General features: G+C 42.2%; 23 protein-coding genes. 16 read left to right on the top strand and 7 right to left on the bottom strand.

Features of this window, described 5'->3' with window-relative positions; all coding sequences use genetic code 11:
* Window positions 1-2 precede the first annotated feature (2 nt).
* Complete coding sequence (locus NO991_RS17660) at window positions 3-320, bottom strand: hypothetical protein (protein ID WP_251603649.1); 318 nt, start codon at window positions 318-320, stop codon at window positions 3-5.
* A gap of 175 nt (window positions 321-495) precedes the next feature.
* Between NO991_RS17660 and NO991_RS17655 the strand changes: the two genes are divergently transcribed.
* Complete coding sequence (locus NO991_RS17655) at window positions 496-942, top strand: TerB family tellurite resistance protein (protein WP_054554468.1); 447 nt, start codon at window positions 496-498, stop codon at window positions 940-942.
* Window positions 943-965: 23 nt separating this feature from the next.
* Here NO991_RS17655 and NO991_RS17650 read toward each other — a convergent pair whose 3' ends face one another.
* Window positions 966-1,535: an NADPH-dependent FMN reductase gene (locus tag NO991_RS17650; RefSeq protein WP_054554467.1), complete on the bottom strand. Its 570-nt coding sequence runs from the start codon at window positions 1,533-1,535 to the stop codon at window positions 966-968.
* A 115-nt stretch (window positions 1,536-1,650) separates the two neighbouring features.
* On the opposite strand from NO991_RS17650, the gene NO991_RS17645 reads away from it, so the two are divergent.
* Complete coding sequence (locus NO991_RS17645) at window positions 1,651-2,544, top strand: LysR family transcriptional regulator (protein WP_054562888.1); 894 nt, start codon at window positions 1,651-1,653, stop codon at window positions 2,542-2,544.
* Here the strand turns inward: NO991_RS17645 and norR are convergent.
* Entirely contained in the window at window positions 2,541-4,103 is a 1,563-nt protein-coding gene (norR, locus tag NO991_RS17640; RefSeq protein ID WP_371352252.1) for a nitric oxide reductase transcriptional regulator NorR, read from the bottom strand. The genes NO991_RS17645 and norR overlap by 4 nt on opposite strands.
* Before the next feature lie 156 nt (window positions 4,104-4,259).
* On the opposite strand from norR, the gene NO991_RS17635 reads away from it, so the two are divergent.
* Window positions 4,260-5,492: an NnrS family protein gene (locus NO991_RS17635; protein WP_371352251.1), complete on the top strand. Its 1,233-nt coding sequence runs from the start codon at window positions 4,260-4,262 to the stop codon at window positions 5,490-5,492.
* A gap of 20 nt (window positions 5,493-5,512) precedes the next feature.
* Window positions 5,513-6,676 (top strand): NO-inducible flavohemoprotein, encoded by a 1,164-nt coding sequence (gene hmpA, locus NO991_RS17630; protein WP_138601001.1) that lies wholly within the window; start codon window positions 5,513-5,515, stop codon window positions 6,674-6,676.
* A 114-nt stretch (window positions 6,677-6,790) separates the two neighbouring features.
* On the opposite strand, the gene NO991_RS17625 is transcribed toward hmpA, so the two are convergent.
* A complete protein-coding gene (locus tag NO991_RS17625) occupies window positions 6,791-7,444 on the bottom strand; it encodes an endonuclease (RefSeq protein WP_371352250.1) in 654 nt (217 codons plus the stop codon).
* 116 nt (window positions 7,445-7,560) lie between these two features.
* On the opposite strand from NO991_RS17625, the gene NO991_RS17620 reads away from it, so the two are divergent.
* Window positions 7,561-7,914 carry a VOC family protein gene (locus NO991_RS17620; protein ID WP_054554461.1) on the top strand — a complete coding sequence of 118 codons (354 nt, stop codon included), beginning with the start codon at window positions 7,561-7,563 and terminating at the stop codon, window positions 7,912-7,914.
* Here the strand turns inward: NO991_RS17620 and NO991_RS17615 are convergent.
* Window positions 7,889-8,614 carry a hypothetical protein gene (locus NO991_RS17615; RefSeq protein ID WP_166341145.1) on the bottom strand — a complete coding sequence of 242 codons (726 nt, stop codon included), beginning with the start codon at window positions 8,612-8,614 and terminating at the stop codon, window positions 7,889-7,891. The two genes, NO991_RS17620 and NO991_RS17615, sit on opposite strands and share 26 nt — an antisense overlap.
* A gap of 158 nt (window positions 8,615-8,772) precedes the next feature.
* Here NO991_RS17615 and NO991_RS17610 point away from each other — a divergent pair, with 158 nt between their 5' ends.
* On the top strand, window positions 8,773-9,153 hold the full coding sequence (locus tag NO991_RS17610) for a hypothetical protein (RefSeq protein ID WP_054554459.1): 381 nt from the start codon (window positions 8,773-8,775) through the stop codon (window positions 9,151-9,153).
* A 7-nt stretch (window positions 9,154-9,160) separates the two neighbouring features.
* Here the strand turns inward: NO991_RS17610 and NO991_RS17605 are convergent, their stop codons facing one another.
* Window positions 9,161-9,598: a PaaI family thioesterase gene (locus NO991_RS17605; protein WP_054554458.1), complete on the bottom strand. Its 438-nt coding sequence runs from the start codon at window positions 9,596-9,598 to the stop codon at window positions 9,161-9,163.
* A 161-nt stretch (window positions 9,599-9,759) separates the two neighbouring features.
* On the opposite strand from NO991_RS17605, the gene lexA reads away from it, so the two are divergent.
* The 5 genes from lexA to NO991_RS17580 all read left to right on the top strand — a co-directional run bounded on the left by lexA (window position 9,760) and on the right by NO991_RS17580 (window position 14,996).
* Complete coding sequence (lexA, locus tag NO991_RS17600; protein WP_054554457.1) at window positions 9,760-10,377, top strand: transcriptional repressor LexA; 618 nt, start codon at window positions 9,760-9,762, stop codon at window positions 10,375-10,377.
* A 438-nt stretch (window positions 10,378-10,815) separates the two neighbouring features.
* Window positions 10,816-11,958, top strand: a complete 1,143-nt coding sequence (gene coxB / locus NO991_RS17595) for a cytochrome c oxidase subunit II (protein ID WP_371352249.1) — start codon at window positions 10,816-10,818, stop codon at window positions 11,956-11,958.
* Entirely contained in the window at window positions 11,958-13,553 is a 1,596-nt protein-coding gene (ctaD, locus tag NO991_RS17590) for a cytochrome c oxidase subunit I (RefSeq protein WP_054554455.1), read from the top strand. The genes coxB and ctaD overlap by 1 nt, the downstream gene beginning before the upstream one ends.
* Window positions 13,553-14,083: a cytochrome c oxidase assembly protein gene (locus NO991_RS17585; RefSeq protein ID WP_054554454.1), complete on the top strand. Its 531-nt coding sequence runs from the start codon at window positions 13,553-13,555 to the stop codon at window positions 14,081-14,083. The genes ctaD and NO991_RS17585 overlap by 1 nt, the downstream gene beginning before the upstream one ends.
* A gap of 37 nt (window positions 14,084-14,120) precedes the next feature.
* Entirely contained in the window at window positions 14,121-14,996 is an 876-nt protein-coding gene (locus tag NO991_RS17580) for a cytochrome c oxidase subunit 3 (RefSeq protein WP_371352248.1), read from the top strand.
* On the opposite strand, the gene NO991_RS17575 is transcribed toward NO991_RS17580, so the two are convergent.
* The gene (locus NO991_RS17575) at window positions 14,896-15,207 is read right to left on the bottom strand and encodes a DUF2909 domain-containing protein (RefSeq protein ID WP_138618448.1); all 312 of its coding nucleotides are present in this window, start codon (window positions 15,205-15,207) and stop codon (window positions 14,896-14,898) included. The two genes, NO991_RS17580 and NO991_RS17575, sit on opposite strands and share 101 nt — an antisense overlap.
* A gap of 14 nt (window positions 15,208-15,221) precedes the next feature.
* Between NO991_RS17575 and NO991_RS17570 the strand changes: the two genes are divergently transcribed.
* From NO991_RS17570 to NO991_RS17550, 5 genes are read left to right on the top strand one after another with little or no spacing between them, the layout of a single operon-like run.
* Complete coding sequence (locus NO991_RS17570; protein ID WP_371352247.1) at window positions 15,222-15,971, top strand: SURF1 family protein; 750 nt, start codon at window positions 15,222-15,224, stop codon at window positions 15,969-15,971.
* Entirely contained in the window at window positions 15,952-16,446 is a 495-nt protein-coding gene (locus NO991_RS17565) for a transmembrane cytochrome oxidase associated protein (protein WP_371352246.1), read from the top strand. Before NO991_RS17570 ends, NO991_RS17565 begins: the two co-directional genes overlap by 20 nt.
* Window positions 16,447-16,466: 20 nt before the next feature.
* Entirely contained in the window at window positions 16,467-17,456 is a 990-nt protein-coding gene (locus NO991_RS17560; RefSeq protein WP_054554450.1) for a heme A synthase, read from the top strand.
* Between the two features lie 9 nt (window positions 17,457-17,465).
* Window positions 17,466-18,374, top strand: a complete 909-nt coding sequence (cyoE, locus tag NO991_RS17555; protein WP_054554449.1) for a heme o synthase — start codon at window positions 17,466-17,468, stop codon at window positions 18,372-18,374.
* Window positions 18,371-18,988 carry an SCO family protein gene (locus NO991_RS17550; RefSeq protein WP_054554448.1) on the top strand — a complete coding sequence of 206 codons (618 nt, stop codon included), beginning with the start codon at window positions 18,371-18,373 and terminating at the stop codon, window positions 18,986-18,988. The genes cyoE and NO991_RS17550 overlap by 4 nt, the downstream gene beginning before the upstream one ends.
* The last annotated feature ends 97 nt before the right edge of the window (window positions 18,989-19,085 follow it).

The raw sequence follows: 19,085 nt of genomic DNA, 5'->3' as shown, positions 1-19,085 counted from the left end.
TGCTATTTAGCTTCGTCTTCACACTGTAAAACAACCGTTAAAGGTGGCTGATAGGCGCGTGGTTTAGTTGGAAAACGTTCATACTCCTGCACCCCATCAGTCACTCTTAGCATAAAAGGTTTGTCTCTACATAAGCGACTAGCATGGCGCAGTAAGAATACGCTTTGATTGCGAAAGTGCTTGTAGTCGTCAGACTGAATTTCGAGGTGGTAGCGGCCGTCGGCCAATTTAGTTTGGTAGTAATGGACTTTTTCGTCGAAGTCATAGAGCTTTTCGGTTTCGCCTTTTGCTGCCTGTGCATTACTGCACCCCGCTAACATTAAAACGGCGCTAATTAATAGTGCTTGTGTACTTCTCAGTTCACTCATAAACACTTAACTCCATGTGATTAATACCTTGTTTCATCGTGATGTTGAACCTGAATTAGCATCCATAGTCAAACTAAGGTAACGTTACGTCTTACATGTAGTCTAACACCCAAAAAGGGAAAATGTGATGCTCAATAAAATAAAACAGCTGTTTTCAGCGCTGAATGATACCCAATCTAGCATTACTGAGCATGACCTAAAAACCGCCGTTGCTGCGTTATTGATTGAGGTTATGCGTGCAGATAATGAGTTACAAGATGATGAGCAACAGACCCTGAATGAGACCTTAAAGAAGTATTTCTCGCTTAACGAGGAAGAGGTTCAAGAGTTAGTTGCAAGTGCATCACAAAGCCTAGATGATGCAATAGATTATTTTCAGTTTTCAAAGCAAATTAATGCCCAGTGCAGCGCCGAGCAGCGTATTGATATCATCGAACTGTTGTGGCGATTAGCCTACGCAGATGGCAATTTAGATAAGCATGAAGAAATGGTTATTCGCCGCGTCGCAAGCTTACTTTATGTAACCCATGAAGACTTTATCGCTGCTAAGCTAGCAGCGACAAAGCTAAGTTAGTAGCGATAAAACTAGGCTAGCAATTATTTATTTAATTTGCTCGCTACGCTCACAAGTTGCTGGGCAAGGCTGGCAACTTTATCGGCTGTATCAGCATCGCTGATGCGGCCTTGCTCATCTAATTTAGTGTGGATAGCAGGCACTGCTAGTTGATCTGCAAGTACTAAGCTACCAATACCCGATAAAATATCACGTACGTGATTTAAACCACGTAAGCCACCTAAACCACCCGGTGACGATGCATACAGTGCAGTAACTTTATTTCGAAAAGCAGGCACTGCACCTTGCTCTGTACGAGATGCCCAATCGATTGCGTTTTTAAGTGGTGCTGTAATTGAGCCATTATATTCTGGGCTTGCTAATAAAATGCCATCAGCAGCGCGGAGCTTATCTTTTAATAATTGTGCGCCAGCAGGTGTACCTTGCGCTTCAATATCTTCGTCAAATAAAGGTAAGTTTAAATCGCTTAATTTAATCACTTCTACTTCAGCACCACTTTCGAGGGCGAAGCGCGCAGCTTCATTGATCAGTTTTTGATTAAAGCTGTCTTTACGTAGGCTGCCTGCTAGGGCAATAATTTTTGGTGCTGTCATGATTGCTTCCTTTTTTAAGCTTCACTGTTGATATACTCACTGTAGCAAAAAACAGCTTGCAGAAAAGCCAAATAAACGCAAAACTTATGTGCGTATATGCACACAAGGAGCCGTTATGGCGATTCAATTTGATGATTGGCAAGATGTAAAAGTCGCTTATGAGGTGGCAAGACTCGGCACGTTAACCGCAGCTGCCGAATCGTTAGGTGTTCATCACAGCACAGTGCTTAGAAGAATCAACAATTTAGAAGATAACCTTGACGCGCGGTTATTCCACCGTCATGCCCGTGGCTATACAGTGACAGAAATAGGCGCTAAGTTGTTTGCGACTGCAAAATCGATTAACGCTGAACTTGAAAAACTTCACAACGATATTATTGCCGCTGATAGCCAACTGCGAGGCAGTTTATTATTAACTACGGTCAGTGGTTTTATTGATGTGCTTAGTGATGTCTGCGAACAGTTTCAAAGCCTGCACCCGCAAGTGCAGCTCGAAGTTATTCTTGATCAAAACCGCTTACGTCTTGATCACGGTCAGGCACACATTGCCGTGCGAGCAGGTCCTCGGCCTGATGAAGGCGACTATATTGCCCAGCATTTAGCTGAACTTTCGTCAGGGTTTTATGCCTCTAAAAGTTATATTGAAAAGTATGGCATGCCAAAGAATATTGAGCAGTTGCAGCAGCATAGTTTTGTCTCTGGGGTGGCTGGCTATAACGGTAAAGTGCCTTATTTTGCATGGGTTGATCAACACATTGAACCTTCGCAAATTAAGCTACGGGTGTCTGAAACATCAGAAGCTACACGGGCGATTGTGAGGGGCTTAGGAATTGGTGGTTTACAGCATGAAGTGGCAAGCCAATACCCTGATCTGCTGCCAGTGCTTCCTAAAGAGCTAAACTGGCCAACAGATCTTTGGCTAGTGACACATCATTTGGTGCATCGCACAGCCAAAGTACAAGCATTTAGTCAGCTTTTAAAAGCGTATTTTAAAGATTTAAAAGCTTAAACAGACTTTTTAACACTAATGCCTAGCCGTTTGGCTAGGCGCACAAGGTTGGCTCTATCAACACTTAAGCTGCGTGCTGTGGCTGCCCAGTTTAGGTTATGTAGTTCAAGTTGTTGCATAATTAATTGATAACTAAAAGCGTCAGTTGCCTCTTTCAGCGATAAGCGAGTGGCTTTTTGTTCGTTAACTGCAACAGGGTTTGGTGCAGCAACGGCCGTTTTAGCAATATCACAATGCTCAGGCTCGATTGTGACAATGCTTTGTTGCCATTGCTGTTGTTTGGCTTTGAGTGCTGCGCGACTGATCACATGTTCAAGCTCTCTCACATTGCCTGGCCAATCATATTGACGCAGTAGTAATTGTGTATCGCTACTAAGCTTAAGTTGCTTAATTGCCAGTTTTTTAGATGTTTGCTCAATAAAAAAACCTGCCAATAAAATAACATCGTTATCGCGCTCTTTTAGTGGTGCAACATGCAATGGGTAAACGCTTAATCGGTGATAAAGATCTGCACGAAAGCGCCCCGCAGCGACTTCTTGTTTTAAATCGCGATTGGTTGCTGCAATCACTCTGACATCAACATAACGGCTTTGATCTTCCCCCACCGTTTGTACTTCACCACTTTGTAATACACGCAATAACTTACTTTGCATGGCAAGCGGAAGTTCGCCGATTTCATCTAAAAATAGCGTGCCGCCATCGGCGAGTTGAAACTTACCCTGGCGAGCAGTATGTGCGCCAGTAAATGCGCCTTTACTGTGACCAAAAAATTCACTTTCGGCTAAGTTCTCTGGTAACGATGCGCAGTTTAAGTGGATCAACGGCATGTCACGGCGTTTTGAGTTTAAATGGATATTGCGCGCAACGAGTTCTTTACCGACGCCTGTATCACCTTGTATTAAAACGCTAAATTCTGAGGCAGCCACCAGCTGAATATCATTTTTAAGGGTCTGCATTGCTTGGCTATTACCAATAATTTCGACACCTTCTCGTGTTAGTGCCTCAAGGTTAAGCTGCTGCGCAACTTGATGGCTGTGCTGTGCGTGTTGCATAAAATGCTGCAAGGTTAGGGCATGCTCAACATAGCCTGCAGCTAGCTGTTTTAGTTGATTGAGCTCGTTCATTGCTAAAGCGTCAAAGGCATGTTCATCTAAACTATCAAAGGTCAAAACACCCAATAGTTCGTTGTTATCTTTGCTGCTCAGCAGCGGCACGCCCATGCAGGCATGAACAGGAAAGTCGCCATGCTGGCTTTGTAATAAACCGTCGTAGGGGTCGGGTAGGCCACAATCTTTGGCAAATTTTAACGCCTCACTGCCACGGCATATTTCAAATAAGCGCGGATGCTCTGCTATTTTAAAGCGCCTTCCTAACGTATCGTCCGACAATCCATGCTGGGCTACGGGCTTTAATACATCGCCTTGTTTCAATAATAAGGCAACTGCATCACATTCAAGCCAATCATTAATGCAACTCAACAGATAACTGAAATTATGATCAACACTGCTTGCTTTGGTAAATGCAAGTGCAACATCAAGAAGGGATTTTTTGAGCATCATGTCAATTTGACCTGAATGTGTTTTATTGATGTTTTTAATGGTGTGTCATTTTGACTTTTTTATCAAGTGTCCAAATTTAATGCATTGATATTTAATGGTTTTTATTTTTGGCTTGAACTGTGCAATAGCTGGGGAAATTAAACGCTGAGAGCACGAATGAAAGTCATTAATTTAACTGAACCTATGCCAACTAAGATCAAATTTTATCAACTCAGCCAGTGGCCGTTATGGGCATTAGCATTTCGGCCTTTTTTCTTGGCGGCAGGTGCCTTAGCTGTATTTGCTATGAGTTACTGGTTTTTAATCTTGGCGGGCTATGCACAGTGGCACCTAACAATGCCCGCAACGCTTTGGCATGCTCACGAAATGCTGTTTGGCTTTGCAGGCGTGGTTGCCATGGGCTTTTTGCTAACCGCCGCACAAACATGGACAGGTGTGGCGAGTGTAAGTGGTATTAAGCTTTGTTTGCTTAGCATGATTTGGCTTGCTGCAAGGTTTAGTTTTTTTATTGAGATTGCAGGGTTCGAGCAGCTAAACCTTTATATTGTTAGTGCGCTACAACTTGTTTGGTGGCTAGCTGGAATTATTATTCTAGCTGACATGCTGATACAGTCAAAAAGCAGCCATAACTACTTATTTGTTGTCATCGCATCTTTGCTCTGTGCGCTCAATGTGATTTTTTTGAGCTTAGTTGTACTTAATAAAATGTCGCTGGCACTGGGGGTTGTTGATACCGCTGTACTTATCATGACACTGCTAGTTGGTGTTGTGGCTGGGCGAGTTGTGCCATTTTTTACCGCGCGCGGCCTTAACCTAAGTGAACAAGTTAGAGCCCCCAAGCTCGATAAATTAGTCGTATTTAGCTCATTTTTCGCCATTGCGTGGTTTTTTATGAGTCAGCTATTTTTTAGCGCAATGAGCACCGGTTGGGTTTTTGCTTGGCTTGCTTGTTTACATTCAGCCCGGTGTGTTTTGTGGTGGCATAAAGGCATTCTAAAAGTGCCTTTGCTATGGTCATTACATGTGGCTTATTGGGCTTTATCGGTTGGTTTAATACTCGTCGCGCTGAGCTATTTCAGCCCAATTATCTTATTCAAAGATGCGCTTCATCTGATCACTGTTGGCACCATAGGTGTGATGATCATCGCCATGATGGTACGTGTCTCTCATGGTCACACAGGGCGCGCATTACAAGCCCCTGCGTACATTAGTTTGGCATTTGTACTCATTGTGATAGCTGCCATTGTACGTTCGTTACTTCCCGTTTATTTAGGTCATCACCTTGCATGGCAGTTAAGTGCATTGCTGTGGGTTGCTGGCTTTAGCTTATTTTTATTTCATTGTGCGCCCATCTTAGTGAATCGTCGTGTTGATGGTCGCCGCGGTTAATCTCTCCAATAGGAAAAACTATGTTATCTGAAAAAACGATCCAGATTGTTAAAAGTACTTTGCCGTTGCTTGCACAAGCAGGCCCTCAAGTGACTGAGTATTTTTATGATCGTATGTTTAGCTACAACCCAGAGCTTAAAAATATTTTTAATATGACGCATCAGCAATCGGGCTCTCAGCAATTTGCGCTATTTAATGCCTTAGCTGCCTACGCGGCAAATATTGATAACTTGGCAGTGTTAAAAGGTGCGCTTGCGCGCATTAATCATAAACACACCAGTTACCATATTTTGCCAGAGCATTATCCTATTGTTGGTGGACATCTGATTGCGACTTTAAAAGAGTTATTGCCAGAACAATTTACTCCTGAGGTCGAGTATGCATGGCGTGAAGCCTATTCATTATTAGCGGATGTATGTATCAATGAGGAGATGTCGCTATATCAAAAAACCAAAAAGGCACCGGGAGGTTGGTTTGGTACTCGTACTTTCACAATTACAGAAAAACGTATGGAGTCATCGCAAATTTGCAGTTTCATATTAACGCCTGCCGATGCAAAGCCTGTTGTGGCGTATTTACCGGGCCAATATTTAGGAATTAAAGTAACGCCAGCAAACAGTGATTTAACGCAAGTTAGGCAATACTCTTTATCACAGCAAAGTAATGGCCACAATTACCGAATTAGCGTGAAAGAAGAAGGCTTGGTATCTAACTACCTACACAGCTTAACTGAGGGGGATGAGGTAGAAATTTACCCACCTGCAGGCGACTTTGTGCTTCGCGAAATCGACTCGCCTGTTGTATTGATTTCTGCGGGTGTTGGTCAAACCCCAATGATGGCGATGCTCGAAACACTATTAAGTAATCAACCTAACCAGTCAATCCATTATCTACATGCTTGCGACAGTGAGACGCAGTTTGCCTTTAAAGAGTATTTATTTAAGCAACAACAAGCGCACGCTTCATTACATTGTGTTACCTGGTTTAAAGATGGCAAGGGGGGCGATTTTGCGGGCTTGATGGATGTAAACCACATCGCTGACAGCTTACCAATTAGTAAAGGTGACTTTTACCTGTGTGGCCCTATCGCCTTTATGGCAATGATCAAAGAGCAACTACTAAGTATTGGGGTTGCAAGTGAACGCATTCACTACGAGGTGTTTGGCCCTCACCAAAGCTTATGATGTAAAAGGCGTAGCTGAAGCTGCGCCTTTTTTGTTAGTTAACTTCGCGCTCTAGATCAGGAAGTGAAATACGGAGCTCTTTTTGTACTTTAGAAGCCCATAAGAATTTCACTATTAGAGTAACTTACGATTGCTAATTTCAGCTATTTCAAGCTTTTGCCACGATTCAAATAGCTTGCGTTGTTTGTCTGATATTTTTAAGCCATAGGTTTTTTGCATATAAAAATAGGTATCGGCTATTTGCTTTCTTGCATAAATGGGTGGCTCAAATACGCGCTGCTTAAAGTCGATTTTTACAGGGCATGCTCCGTAACTTGCACTTGATGTTGACACCATGCCGTAGCGAAAGTTTGAACGGTCAGCATTGATCTCGCCTATAGCAGGGGCAAGGTTATTAATGTCGGCTTCCATTTGACGGAATTTCGCACTGACCTTTTTACAGTTTTTACGACCGCCATCTTGCCAGCATTGTAATTGATGACCAAACTCCCAGGCAGGCACAATATGCTCCCACTCTATTCTTTTTGCGCGGGCATTCTCTTTTCCTGAGCGGGTGACAGGGTTTCTAGGAATATAACCACACGCATCAGGATCTGGCATAAGTTTTTTACCTTGGCGCTTTATGTCGCAGCCACAATATAAGCTTTTACTGTTGCTTGGTAGATTCTTAATTAAATGCTTTTTGGCACTGTAAAAGCTCGAAAATTCTTTAGCGGATATAGGGAAAGTGAAAATAAAACACAGGGCTAAGTATAGAAATAAACGCATATCCATCACATCAGTGAACTACAGGAAGCGCTATTTTAGAGCGACTATTCTAAAAATGAAAAGTTTTTCAACTCAGCTATAGTTGTTAGGCCGTTTTAATTAAAGGAATTACAACTATGTTATTAGGTGCCTTCTCAGTGAGTTTAAATGTCAAAGATATTCGTGCTTCAAAGCAGTTTTATGAAAAGCTAGGTTTCAACGAGTTTGCTGGGGAGATAGAACAGCATTGGCTAATTATGAAAAACGGTGAACATTTAATTGGTTTGTTTCAAGGTATGTTCGACAAAACCATGCTGACCTTTAACCCAGGGTGGGATCAAAATGCTGAAGCTTTGGATGAATTTGCAACCTTTGAGCAATTAGCTGCACAATTTCAGCAACAAGGATTAGAAATACAAAAGGCCGGTGACGCGAGTTTTATTATCACCGACCCAGATGGCAATCCTATTTTGATTGACCAACACGTGTAGCTGGCTTTTTACGTTTAATTCGAACGTTTTGTAGTAACAAGAGAACTCCTGTAATACAAAATAGTACGCTGGTGGCCGAGAAGCTGATGAGTAGTGGATTGTTAAAGTTCTCACGCTCATCATAATCCATAATGTGTAGCATCCAGAAAAAGTCGAAAACCCGCCACAGGGTGCTGCGCACAGTAATAAGGTTACCGGTTTGGCTATCTAAATATAAGGTTGTTGTTAACCAATCATCGAAGCTAACTTGCCAAACATTGGCTTTGCGGCCGACCTCTCTTGGCCCTTTTGTTAATAACTGCGCTTGCGTTATTTTTGCGTCAATAAGCAGGTGAGCTTGCGCATTTTCAATGATTTGCGCTTTACTCGGTGCAGGCATTTTAGCACCTGTTCTGCCATCAAAAGTAAACGTACCGCTAGAGGATGTAACTTCTATAATCGGGGTATTTAAAAAATGGCTATATTTAATACCTTCGATTTGCTCAAATTGCGCTGTTATTTTATCAATTGAAGCAGGGTAGTCCGACAATAAAAATGGGCTACTTAAACTGCGATTAGCCAGATGCTTACCATGCACTTTTTCAAGTGGTAATGAGCTCATCACAAGCCCACCTAAAAGCCAAAAAAAGATCTGTAAAGCAAGTAAATAACCAAGCCATTTATGCCCTTTACGAGCATACTTAAACAGGCGTTTATTCATAATTACCCCGTTATTATTGTTATGTGGGCGCTATTTTAGGTTGTTTAGCTAGATTGCCAATGCGGCATAATGTCGCATTAACTGTATTCTAGATTTGGTATATATACAAAACTGAGTTAAAGTTTCAGTCGATATCAATAGAGGGTAAAAACGAGAGTATGTCGGAAATTCAATTTTTAAATGTAGATCTGGAGCTTGAATCAAAGCACGATATTAGTGCGCTTGTTGCTGATTTGAAGAAAAACGCCATGGTTTTACATTATGACCAAGATGAATACCGCCAACTAGCACGTATTGAAGCAACCGCAGATATCAGCTCTCCAGATAAAGCCATTAACCAGCTTTGCGAGCTTATTGAGTCATGCTCGCGCAATGCATTAAAACAGTGGTTATCGTGCTCAAAGCGTACATTTGATATAGGCTTTGAATCAGGTAATTCGCCTAAATGCTTTAACCAACCCCTGCATGCCGATACCTTGTTACGTATCTCTGCAATTGGCGCAGGGATTGAAATTACTATTTATCCTGTCGAAAAATAGCCAGAATTTATCGCTCTACAACAGCTGCGGTCATTCTTGATACGCAGCAAAGCTCTCCTGCGGCATTGGTAATTTTAATATCCCAAACAGATGTTCGCTTACCTAAATGCAGCGGTCTTGCTGTTGCTGTTAACGTTCCTTTGCGTGACGCTTTCATGTGGTTGGCATTAATTTCTTGGCCAACAGCATAGAACTTATTGAAATCAACCACGAAATTGGCTGCATAGCTTGCCACTGTCTCTGCTAATACAACGTTTGCTCCGCCATGAACCATACCCATAGGGTTATGATGCTCAGGAATAGCAGGCATAGTTGCCATTAAATAATCATCACCAATTTCAGTCACCTCAATGCCCATAGTTTTCATTAAAGTGCCTTGACCGGTGATCCCTTGTTCTAGCTCTTTGCAAAGCTCTAACGTGATTGGGTGGTGCCAAATACTCATTGTGTTTCCTTAGCCTGCTAATTAAAGCTAATACCTTATGGCATCTTTCGGTGTGGTTCAATGTTAGTTTTGTAGCAATATGATGGGGTTAATTTAAATTTGCGATTTTCAAATAACTGTATATACTCACAGTTAAATGTACTGTATGGAAAACCAGTTGTATGCGCCCATTAACTAAACGCCAATCGCAAATTTTAGAACTAATTAAAGTCTTTATTAAAGATACAGGCATGCCACCTACGCGTGCTGAAATAGCTCAAACATTAGGTTTTAAAAGTGCCAACGCTGCTGAAGAACACCTAAAAGCACTGGCTAAAAAAGGCATGATCAAAATGAAGCCTGGGGCGAGTCGCGGTATTCAGTTAATTGAAGAAGATGAGCCAGAGCAACTAGGCTTACCTTTAATTGGCCGTGTTGCAGCTGGTGAACCTATTTTGGCGCAAGAGCATGTTGAAAGTCACTGCCAAGTTGATCCTTCATTATTTAAACCTGCAGCCGATTTCTTACTGCGTGTAAATGGTATGAGTATGAAAGACATTGGTATTATGGATGGCGATTTGCTTGCAGTACACAGAACACAAGTTGCTGAAAACGGGCAAGTAGTTGTAGCTCGAGTCGATGAAGATGTAACAGTTAAGCGTCTAGAAAAAGCGGGTCGCAAAGTACTTTTACACGCTGAGAACGAAGAGTTTTCGCCTATTGAGGTTGACCTTGAGCATGAGTCGTTCAACATCGAGGGGTTAGCGGTAGGTGTTATTCGTAACGCTGACTGGATGTAAACGTTCCCAATTTGGTGCATCAAATTGACTCAATTTGGTGCGCCACTGAAATTTTACTACTTAATTAGGATTTGTGAATCCTTACTCTTCATTTAAAGCCTTATATGGCGCAGTTTTCCTCTCTTTTTATATTTCGTTTTTTACCCCTAAACATTAAATAAAGCGCTGATTATAGTTGTTATTTCTGCACCAAAATAAACATTTATTATCATTAAAACTTGCTTATTGGTCATTTTTTAACTAATTGGTTAATACACTGTATTAACACCTAATTAATAAAAAGACACAAAAATGTGCGAGGTGTTAGTCATGGGGTAGGTATCATAAGTGGGTCAAAATGATACGTAGTCGCTCTGAACAATAAGAAAAACGAATGGGCACCTTGTTGTATCGCCTTTTCGCTTTGCGTCTTGCAATAGCATCTAAAGGAGCCGTCACATGGGTAAACTGCGTTACGCCTTGTGGCTTATATTGTTTGCACTTCCTGAGCTTGCATTGGCAAATAGCCAATACAATATGCGTAAAGGGGTGACCGATATAAGTAATAATGTTTATGAGTTACACATGACGATATTTATTATCTGCTGTGTAATCGGCATCATCGTATTTGCGGTGATGTTTTGGGCTTTAATACACCACCGTAAATCCAAAGGGGCCAAGCCTGCCCAATTTCATGAAAGTACAAAAGTTGAAATACTTTGGACTGCCATTCCATTTGTCATCTTAATCGCCATGGCTGTGCCTGCCACAAAAACCTTAATTGCCATGGAAGATGCCTCTAAAGCCGATATCACCATTAAAGTGACGGGCTCACAGTGGAAGTGGCATTATGAGTACATGGGTGAAGACATTGCCTATTACTCGATTCTATCTACTCCTAAAGATCAAATAGACAACCAAGCAGAGAAAACTGAACATTATTTGCTTGAAGTAGATAAACCGCTAGTACTTCCTATCAATAAAAAAGTTCGCTTTTTAATGACTTCAGACGATGTAATTCATTCATGGTGGGTGCCTGATTTTGCGGTTAAAAAGGATGCAAATCCTGGGTTTATCAATGAAGCGTGGACACGTATTAACGAGCCAGGCGTGTACCGTGGCCAATGTGCTGAGTTATGCGGTAAAGATCATGGCTTTATGCCTGTAGTGGTGAAAGTTTTACCTGAAGATGAGTTTGCTAATTGGCTTGCAGATGCTAAGCAAGAAAAAGCCAATGCGGCCGCAGCGGATGCTGCTTTGCTTGATCAAACATTACCGAAAGAAGAGCTTATGGTCTTAGGTGAGCAAGTGTATATGGCAAGCTGTGCTGCATGCCACCAACCTACCGGTATGGGCCTACCTGGCGTATTTCCAGCACTTAAAGGCAGCCCGATTGTATTAGGTGATGTAAAAGATCACATAGATATTGTGTTACACGGTAAGCCTGGCACAGCAATGCAAGCGTTTGATAAACAGCTTTCAATCAAGCAACTTGCTGCGGTTATTACTTATAAGCGAAATGCGTGGGGTAATGACACCGGCGATGTTATCCAACCGAGTCAAATTCAAGCCGCGATTGATGCAGCAGCGGAGGCGAACTAATGAGTAACGTTATTAACGAGCAAGCAACTGGGCATGCGCATCACGACCATCATCACCCTGCTAAAGGTTTTAAGCGTTGGCTTTACACCACCAATCATAAAGACATCGGGAGTTTATACCTGATTTTTTCACTCACCATGTTTTTAATTGGTGGAGCGATGGCAATGGTGATCCGCGCTGAACTGTTTCAGCCTGGATTACAGTTAGTTGATCCGCACTTTTTTAACCAAATGACTACCGTACATGGTTTGATCATGGTGTTTGGTGCCGTTATGCCCGCATTTACTGGGCTTGCAAACTGGATGGTACCTATGATGATAGGTGCACCTGATATGGCCTTACCACGTATGAATAACTGGAGCTTTTGGATATTGCCGTTCGCATTTTTAATTCTATTGGCTTCGTTACTTATGCCGGGTGGCGGTCCTGCGTTTGGTTGGACTTTCTACGCACCACTATCAACAACTTACAGCAACGATAACACTGCACTTTTTGTGTTTGCCGTACATATCATGGGTATCAGCTCAATTATGGGGGCGATTAACGTTATCGTGACCATCGTCAACCTAAGAGCGCCGGGTATGACGTGGATGAAGCTGCCGCTATTTGTATGGACATGGTTAATCACTGCATTTTTGTTAATTGCTGTTATGCCAGTTCTAGCAGGGGCAGTCACTATGGTGTTGACCGATAAATACTTTGCAACCAGCTTTTTTGATGCAGCCGGAGGGGGCGACCCTGTGATGTTCCAGCACATTTTCTGGTTCTTCGGTCACCCTGAAGTGTACATCATGATTTTACCAGCCTTTGGCATTATATCGACTATCGTACCTACCTTCTCGCGCAAAAAGCTATTTGGCTACGCGTCTATGGTGTATGCAACTTCATCGATTGCGCTGCTAAGTTTTATCGTTTGGGCACACCATATGTTTACCACTGGGATGCCTGTGGCAGGCGAGTTGTTCTTCATGTACGCCACCATGCTCATTTCGGTACCAACGGGCGTTAAAGTGTTTAACTGGGTAGCCACCATGTGGCGCGGTTCAATTAGCTTCGAAATTCCGATGATGTTTGCCATCGCCTTTATTGTGTTATTCACCTTAGGTGGTTTCTCTGGCTTGATGCTTGCGATTACACCGGCAGATTTTCAATATCATGATACCTATTTTGTGGTGGCACACTTCCATTATGTGCTTGTGACAGGAGCTGTGTTCTCAATTATGGCGGGGGCCTACTACTGGTTACCGAAATGGACCGGCAACATGTATAACGAAACGCTGGCGAAATGGCATTTTTGGTTATCGCTAATCAGTGTCAACGTGTTGTTCTTCCCTATGCACTTTGTTGGCCTTGCCGGTATGCCGCGTCGTATTCCTGACTATGCACTGCAATTCGCTGACTTTAACGCCATTATCAGTATTGGTGGTTTTGCATTTGGCTTATCGCAACTGTTGTTTGTGTTGGTGGTATTTAAATGTGCCAGAGGGGGCGAAAAAGCACCTGCCAAAGTATGGGATGGAGCTGAAGGTTTAGAGTGGGAAGTCGATTCTCCAGCACCTTATCATACCTTTGAAACACCGCCGGAGATTAAGTAATGAACCATGCACCTTTGCTAAAAAAACTGCTGATTACATGCTTGCTCATGTTTGCTTTTGCTTTTGCAATGGTGCCGCTTTACGACGTGTTTTGTGACGTTACAGGGTTGAATGGTAAGCCATCATTAGAAAAAGCGAGCGCGAGTGAATCAATAAATACACAGCGTCAAGTTGATGTCAGCTTTACCACTCACGCTCAAAGCGGCGCGCCATTTAAGGTGCAGTCTGAGCAATACAGTGTGGCAGTACAACCTGGTGCCATGCGTGAAGTTAAATTCTCAGCGAAAAACACCAGTAATGAAGACAAAGTCATGCAAGCAATTCCATCAGTATCACCGGGTAAAGCGGCAAAGTACTTACATAAAATCGCCTGTTTTTGCTTTGATCAGCAGCCAATGAAAGCCGGTGAAGAAATGGAGTTTACCTTGTTGTTTTATGTTGATACTGAGTTACCCGACGATGTTGAGGAACTGACGTTGTCGTATACCGTGTTTGATATTAGCGGGCATGTTGTGGCTAAAAACGATTAAAAGCCGCCAAGCTAATTGCTAATTGGGAGCAAACAAAATGAATCAAAATTATGAAAAATACTATGTTCCAGCCGAGAGTCCTTGGCCAATAGTTGGCGCCATCGCGATGTTTTTAATTGCTGTTGGTGCTGGTTTAACTGTGATGCAAGTAAGTGGTGAGGGCAGTAGTGGCCAGTATGTGTTGTATCTAGGCATTGCCATATTAATTTATATGGTTTTTAGCTGGTTTAAAAACGTTATTGAAGAGTCTCATAAAGGGCTTTATTCAGCGCAAATGGATCGCTCCTTCAGACAAGGTATGAGCTGGTTCATATTCTCTGAGGTTATGTTCTTTATGGCGTTTTTTGGCGCTCTTTTTTACGCACGTATGATTTCGGTGCCTTGGCTTGGTGGCGCAAGTAATAATGCTATGACCAATGAAGTGCTCTGGCCAACCTTTGAAGCCGTATGGCCGCTATTAACTACGCCAGCGGGCGAGACCACACAAGCTATGGGCTGGCAAGGTCTACCATTGATCAACACGCTTATTCTGCTTACCTCGTCGGTCACAATTCACTTTGCTCATGTTGCTATTGAAAACAATAAGCGCGGCGCCCTGAAGGTGTTTTTATCTTTAACCGTGCTATTAGGTGTGATTTTCCTTGGCTTACAAGTTTATGAGTATATGCATGCTTATCAAGATCTAGGTTTGACCTTAGATGCGGGCGTTTATGGGAATACCTTTTTCTTGTTAACGGGCTTTCACGGTATGCACGTGACACTTGGAACCATTATTTTATTTGTAGTGCTACTAAGAATTTTTAAAGGCCACTTCACGAGTGAAAAGCACTTTGCCTTTCAAGCAGCTGCTTGGTATTGGCACTTTGTTGATGTGGTGTGGTTGTGTTTATTTGTATTTGTGTACGTGCTGTAGCTTTGTGAAGCGGCGACGGGTTGGTGTGAATAAAGCCTAATTTCATTGCGGCAATGATGAGCACCAGCACAATACCTGAGAACAGCACTCGACGACCTAAATAATGCGACATGGGTTTCGAGTGCTCTTTTGCTGACATCATCACAAACAACGCTCTAAACAGGTTGAACAGAATATAAAGTAATAACAAAACAATAATGATTTTAATCATATTAGGTATTCCAAATGCAGTTAATTTTATGGCGCAAACAAAAGCTTAGCTCAATTATCGCAATTTGCGTTGTGATACTTGCAGTGCTTATTTGTTTACGACTCAGCGTTTGGCAATACCAGCGAGGCGAGCAAAAACAGCAGCAACTAAGCCAGTTAGCCGTTTCGAAAGAGCAAGGAGTTTTGAATTGGCAAGAGCTGCAAAATTTACCTAAAGAGCTGAACAAAACGGGCTTGCAAGTCAAGGTCTCTGGCGAGGTAAATAAACAACAATACTGGCTGCTTGATAATCAAATTTATCAGGGGCAGGTGGGCTATGACTTACTAGTAGCTATGACAATTACCGGTGAAACCGCGCCTATAATCGTTAACTTTGGTTGGTTAAAAGCTCCTGTAAACCGCAACCAGTTACCAACCGTTGAGTGGCCAGAATCAACAAGGTTTTCGGCCACAGTGCAATTGAAACAAGGCAACTTACAAGGCTTCACACTCGCCGATGAGATTGGTGCAGAACAAGGCTGGCCTAAGCGTATTCAAGGCATCGATTTAACAATTTTTAGTACTCAATTAGCAAAGCCCTTACAAGGCTTTATTGGTTATCGTAATGAAGCAGATGGTATTGCAACCCCGCATTACCAGAGTGTCGTGATGGGGCCAGATAAACATTACGCCTATGCCGTGCAGTGGTTATTAATCGGCTTAGCGTGTGTAGTTATTGCTTTTTTTGCGATGAGAAGGAGAGGTTATGAAAATAAACCCGCTTAGTTTGTTCGTTTTGTGCTGTTTTGTGCCGTTGGCACTTGCATATGCAGCATTAAAGCTTGAGTGGTTACCGAGTGGTTCGAGTAATCATGGTGAGCTTTTAAGTGAAGAAGTGAAGCTAGTTGATTGGCAACAAGGCGAACCTAAACAATGGACTATTGCGCTTAATTATCCAAAAGAGTGCATTGATGTTTGTGCAAACCAATTAGCCAGTCTAGATAACCTATATGTCGCTTTAGGTAAAAATCAGCAAAAAGTGGATGTGGCGGTACTGACAAATCAACAGCAGGTATCGGCAAATTGGCGTCAATTAGCAGTAAGTCCTGCACTCAAAGCGGGAGACCTATATTTAGTTGATCACATGGGCTTAGTGGTTTTGCATTACCCCTACACGGCTGAGCCAGAACAAAACAGACTGATTCAAAAAGGCTTACTTAAAGACTTAAAGAAACTACTTAACTATGCGCGTTCAAGTTAAACCTCATTAAGGGGATAAAGATGTATAAAAATTATAAATATTTAGTCTTAATTACGGTTTTCTTCTCTATCTTAGTTGTTGGGCTTGGTGCTTATACACGGCTGAGTGATGCTGGGCTTGGCTGTCCTGACTGGCCTGGGTGCTATGGATTTTTAACCGTGCCAAAACATGAAACTGCTCTGTTACATGTTGAGCAAAACTACCCTGATATGATGTTTGAGGCTGCAAAAGCATGGAAAGAAATGATCCACCGCTATTTTGCCGGTGCCCTTGGCCTATTAATTTTAGCTTTGTTTGTTTTTGCATTTTTAAAACGTCAATATCCAAATATGCCGGTTAAGCTGCCATTAGCACTATTATTACTGGTGGTATTCCAAGCCGTATTGGGCATGTGGACTGTCACTATGAACCTACAACCTTTAGTTGTAATGGGGCATTTGCTTGGCGGTTTTAGTATTTTGTCGTTGCTGTTTTTATTGTATCTACGTTTAAAGACCGAACCTGTTGCTAGCAGTGATAGCGGCGCAAAGCCATATTACCGGTTAGCGCTGGTGGGCTTGGTGGTGCTTATACTGCAAATTGCATTGGGTGGCTGGCTTGCGGCGAATTATGCAGCTCCACATTGCAATGGCTTACCGCTGTGTAGCTACGGACAACCGTTTTCTTTGAAGAGCGTTTTTCAATTACCGCTCGAGCACAGTACCTATGAATATGGTGTGCTATCGCAGCAAGCGCGTATGTCTATTCATTTGCTGCATCGTATTTGGGCGCTGGTTACTTGTGTAGTGTTAGCGCTGATCATGTGGCGCATATATTCACGCTGTTACTCACGAAAAATTAAGCACTGTACCGTCACTGTATTAATCGCTTTGTTGTGCCAAATCTGTTTAGGTCTAGCTGTTGTGCACTGGCACTTTCCATTAAGTGTTGCGCTTGCGCACAACCTAATGGCCGCATTGTTACTGCTTAGCATGGTAAGACTATGCTTCCACTTAAAAATAAGAACCTAGGAGGCTGTGATGGCATTATTACTAAGCTCAGAAAAATCATTATTTATTCAAAGCTCAGAGTTACTTAAAGATTACTTAGCTATAAGTAAATTTAAAGTGGTTGCCATGCTTGTACTCACAGCATGGGTTGGTCTGGCATTAGCTCCTGATGTTGGGCGAGGAGTATTTGTGCAACTTGCAAGCTTGCTAGGCATTGGTTTGCTGTCGGCCGCAGCTGCTGTGATCAATCATGTTGTTGATAGTGAAATCGACAGTAAAATGGCACGTACGCGCCATCGCCCTGTGGCAAAAGGTCGACTCAGTAAACAGCACGCTTTGAGCTTTGCTGGAGTGATTGGCGTAATAGGTTTTATGATGCTTGTGATTTGGGCGAATACGCTCACCGCCATTCTTACTTTGTTTGCGCTTGTTGGCTATGCCTTTATTTACACTTCATTTTTAAAGCGTGCCACACCGCAAAATATTGTTATTGGTGGTTTGGCTGGAGCTATGCCACCGCTGTTAGGATGGGTATCTGAAACTGGCCATATGGCTGCTGCACCATGGTTATTGGTGATGATTATATTTACCTGGACCCCACCACATTTTTGGGCATTAGCGATTGCACGTAAAAGTGATTACGAGCGGGCAAAAATTCCGATGCTGCCAGTTACTCACGGTATTGAATTTTGTAAAACATGTGTAGTGGCTTACAGCATTTTACTCGCGTTAGTGTGTGTACTGCCTTACTTAATTGGTATGTCAGGGCTAATTTATTTGCTTGGGGCGAGCATACTAAATGCTGTTTTCATTTATAAGGCGCTGAAGCTGAAAATAGCACCTAAAGATGATACTGCAATGGACTTATTTCGTTTTTCAATTGTGCATTTAATGCTACTCTTTATTGTCTTATTTATTGATAAATGGTTAGTTTTATGACGCGAATAGTCGCTTTATTATTTATGGGCTTGGTGTTATTTATTGCTGGATGTGAAAAAAATAATAGCGTCCCTGAGGTGGAAGCGCTGGTTTATGAGCAAGCGAAACCGATTAGTCCTTTTTTATTAACTGATCAACATGGTGCGCCTGCAGATAACAGCCAATTTATGGATCATTGGAATTTGGTCTTTCTAGGTTACACCAGTTGCCCAGATATTTGTCCAATGACACTGGCAAAATTAACCGCGATTCAAAAACAGTTAAGTCAAGATTACAAAGTACAAGTATGGTTTGTTGCTGTTGATCCAAAGCGGGACACAACTGAAAAGCGTAAAGCTTATATTGATTACTTTAATCCTAACTTTCTTGCTGTTTCAGGTCCGCATAAACAACTTTTTCCATTTGTAAGAGAGTTAGGCTTAATTTACGCAATTAACGATAGCGATCAGCAAGAATACGCAGTTGATCATAGTGCATCAGTTGTTTTAGTTGATCCTACAGGCTCTGTTAGAGCTATTTTTAAACCACAATTTAAGCAAGGTAATGTGCCATTAGTAGATGCTAGCAAGTTAACGGAGGAGTTTAAGTTAATAGCAGACTATTATGCAGAATAAAGCATTTGCCTTGCGATATTAGCTAACAATAGTAAATACATTTTTTGCCATAACTCGCTAAGCTACTAAAAAAATTTACTATTTTTTAAAGCAATTT

Origin of the sequence: Pseudoalteromonas sp. DY56-GL22 (genome assembly GCF_041414715.1) — a bacterium.
In the GTDB taxonomy this organism is placed as follows: Bacteria; Pseudomonadota; Gammaproteobacteria; order Enterobacterales; family Alteromonadaceae; genus Pseudoalteromonas; species Pseudoalteromonas simplex.
This window is presented reverse-complemented; position numbering and strand designations above follow the sequence as displayed.

Bases quoted from the DNA above. Each gene is read 5' to 3' on its own strand.
- NO991_RS17660 (WP_251603649.1), bottom strand. From the start codon at position 320: ATGTTAGCGGGGTGCAGTAATGCACAGGCAGCAAAAGGCGAAACCGAA.
- NO991_RS17655 (WP_054554468.1), top strand. From the start codon at position 496: ATGCTCAATAAAATAAAACAGCTGTTTTCAGCGCTGAATGATACCCAA.
- NO991_RS17650 (WP_054554467.1), bottom strand. From the start codon at position 1,535: ATGACAGCACCAAAAATTATTGCCCTAGCAGGCAGCCTACGTAAAGAC.
- NO991_RS17645 (WP_054562888.1), top strand. From the start codon at position 1,651: ATGGCGATTCAATTTGATGATTGGCAAGATGTAAAAGTCGCTTATGAG.
- norR (WP_371352252.1), bottom strand. From the start codon at position 4,103: ATGATGCTCAAAAAATCCCTTCTTGATGTTGCACTTGCATTTACCAAA.
- NO991_RS17635 (WP_371352251.1), top strand. From the start codon at position 4,260: ATGAAAGTCATTAATTTAACTGAACCTATGCCAACTAAGATCAAATTT.
- hmpA (WP_138601001.1), top strand. From the start codon at position 5,513: ATGTTATCTGAAAAAACGATCCAGATTGTTAAAAGTACTTTGCCGTTG.
- NO991_RS17625 (WP_371352250.1), bottom strand. From the start codon at position 7,444: ATGCGTTTATTTCTATACTTAGCCCTGTGTTTTATTTTCACTTTCCCT.
- NO991_RS17620 (WP_054554461.1), top strand. From the start codon at position 7,561: ATGTTATTAGGTGCCTTCTCAGTGAGTTTAAATGTCAAAGATATTCGT.
- NO991_RS17615 (WP_166341145.1), bottom strand. From the start codon at position 8,614: ATGAATAAACGCCTGTTTAAGTATGCTCGTAAAGGGCATAAATGGCTT.
- NO991_RS17610 (WP_054554459.1), top strand. From the start codon at position 8,773: ATGTCGGAAATTCAATTTTTAAATGTAGATCTGGAGCTTGAATCAAAG.
- NO991_RS17605 (WP_054554458.1), bottom strand. From the start codon at position 9,598: ATGAGTATTTGGCACCACCCAATCACGTTAGAGCTTTGCAAAGAGCTA.
- lexA (WP_054554457.1), top strand. From the start codon at position 9,760: ATGCGCCCATTAACTAAACGCCAATCGCAAATTTTAGAACTAATTAAA.
- coxB (WP_371352249.1), top strand. From the start codon at position 10,816: ATGGGTAAACTGCGTTACGCCTTGTGGCTTATATTGTTTGCACTTCCT.
- ctaD (WP_054554455.1), top strand. From the start codon at position 11,958: ATGAGTAACGTTATTAACGAGCAAGCAACTGGGCATGCGCATCACGAC.
- NO991_RS17585 (WP_054554454.1), top strand. From the start codon at position 13,553: ATGAACCATGCACCTTTGCTAAAAAAACTGCTGATTACATGCTTGCTC.
- NO991_RS17580 (WP_371352248.1), top strand. From the start codon at position 14,121: ATGAATCAAAATTATGAAAAATACTATGTTCCAGCCGAGAGTCCTTGG.
- NO991_RS17575 (WP_138618448.1), bottom strand. From the start codon at position 15,207: ATGATTAAAATCATTATTGTTTTGTTATTACTTTATATTCTGTTCAAC.
- NO991_RS17570 (WP_371352247.1), top strand. From the start codon at position 15,222: ATGCAGTTAATTTTATGGCGCAAACAAAAGCTTAGCTCAATTATCGCA.
- NO991_RS17565 (WP_371352246.1), top strand. From the start codon at position 15,952: ATGAAAATAAACCCGCTTAGTTTGTTCGTTTTGTGCTGTTTTGTGCCG.
- NO991_RS17560 (WP_054554450.1), top strand. From the start codon at position 16,467: ATGTATAAAAATTATAAATATTTAGTCTTAATTACGGTTTTCTTCTCT.
- cyoE (WP_054554449.1), top strand. From the start codon at position 17,466: ATGGCATTATTACTAAGCTCAGAAAAATCATTATTTATTCAAAGCTCA.
- NO991_RS17550 (WP_054554448.1), top strand. From the start codon at position 18,371: ATGACGCGAATAGTCGCTTTATTATTTATGGGCTTGGTGTTATTTATT.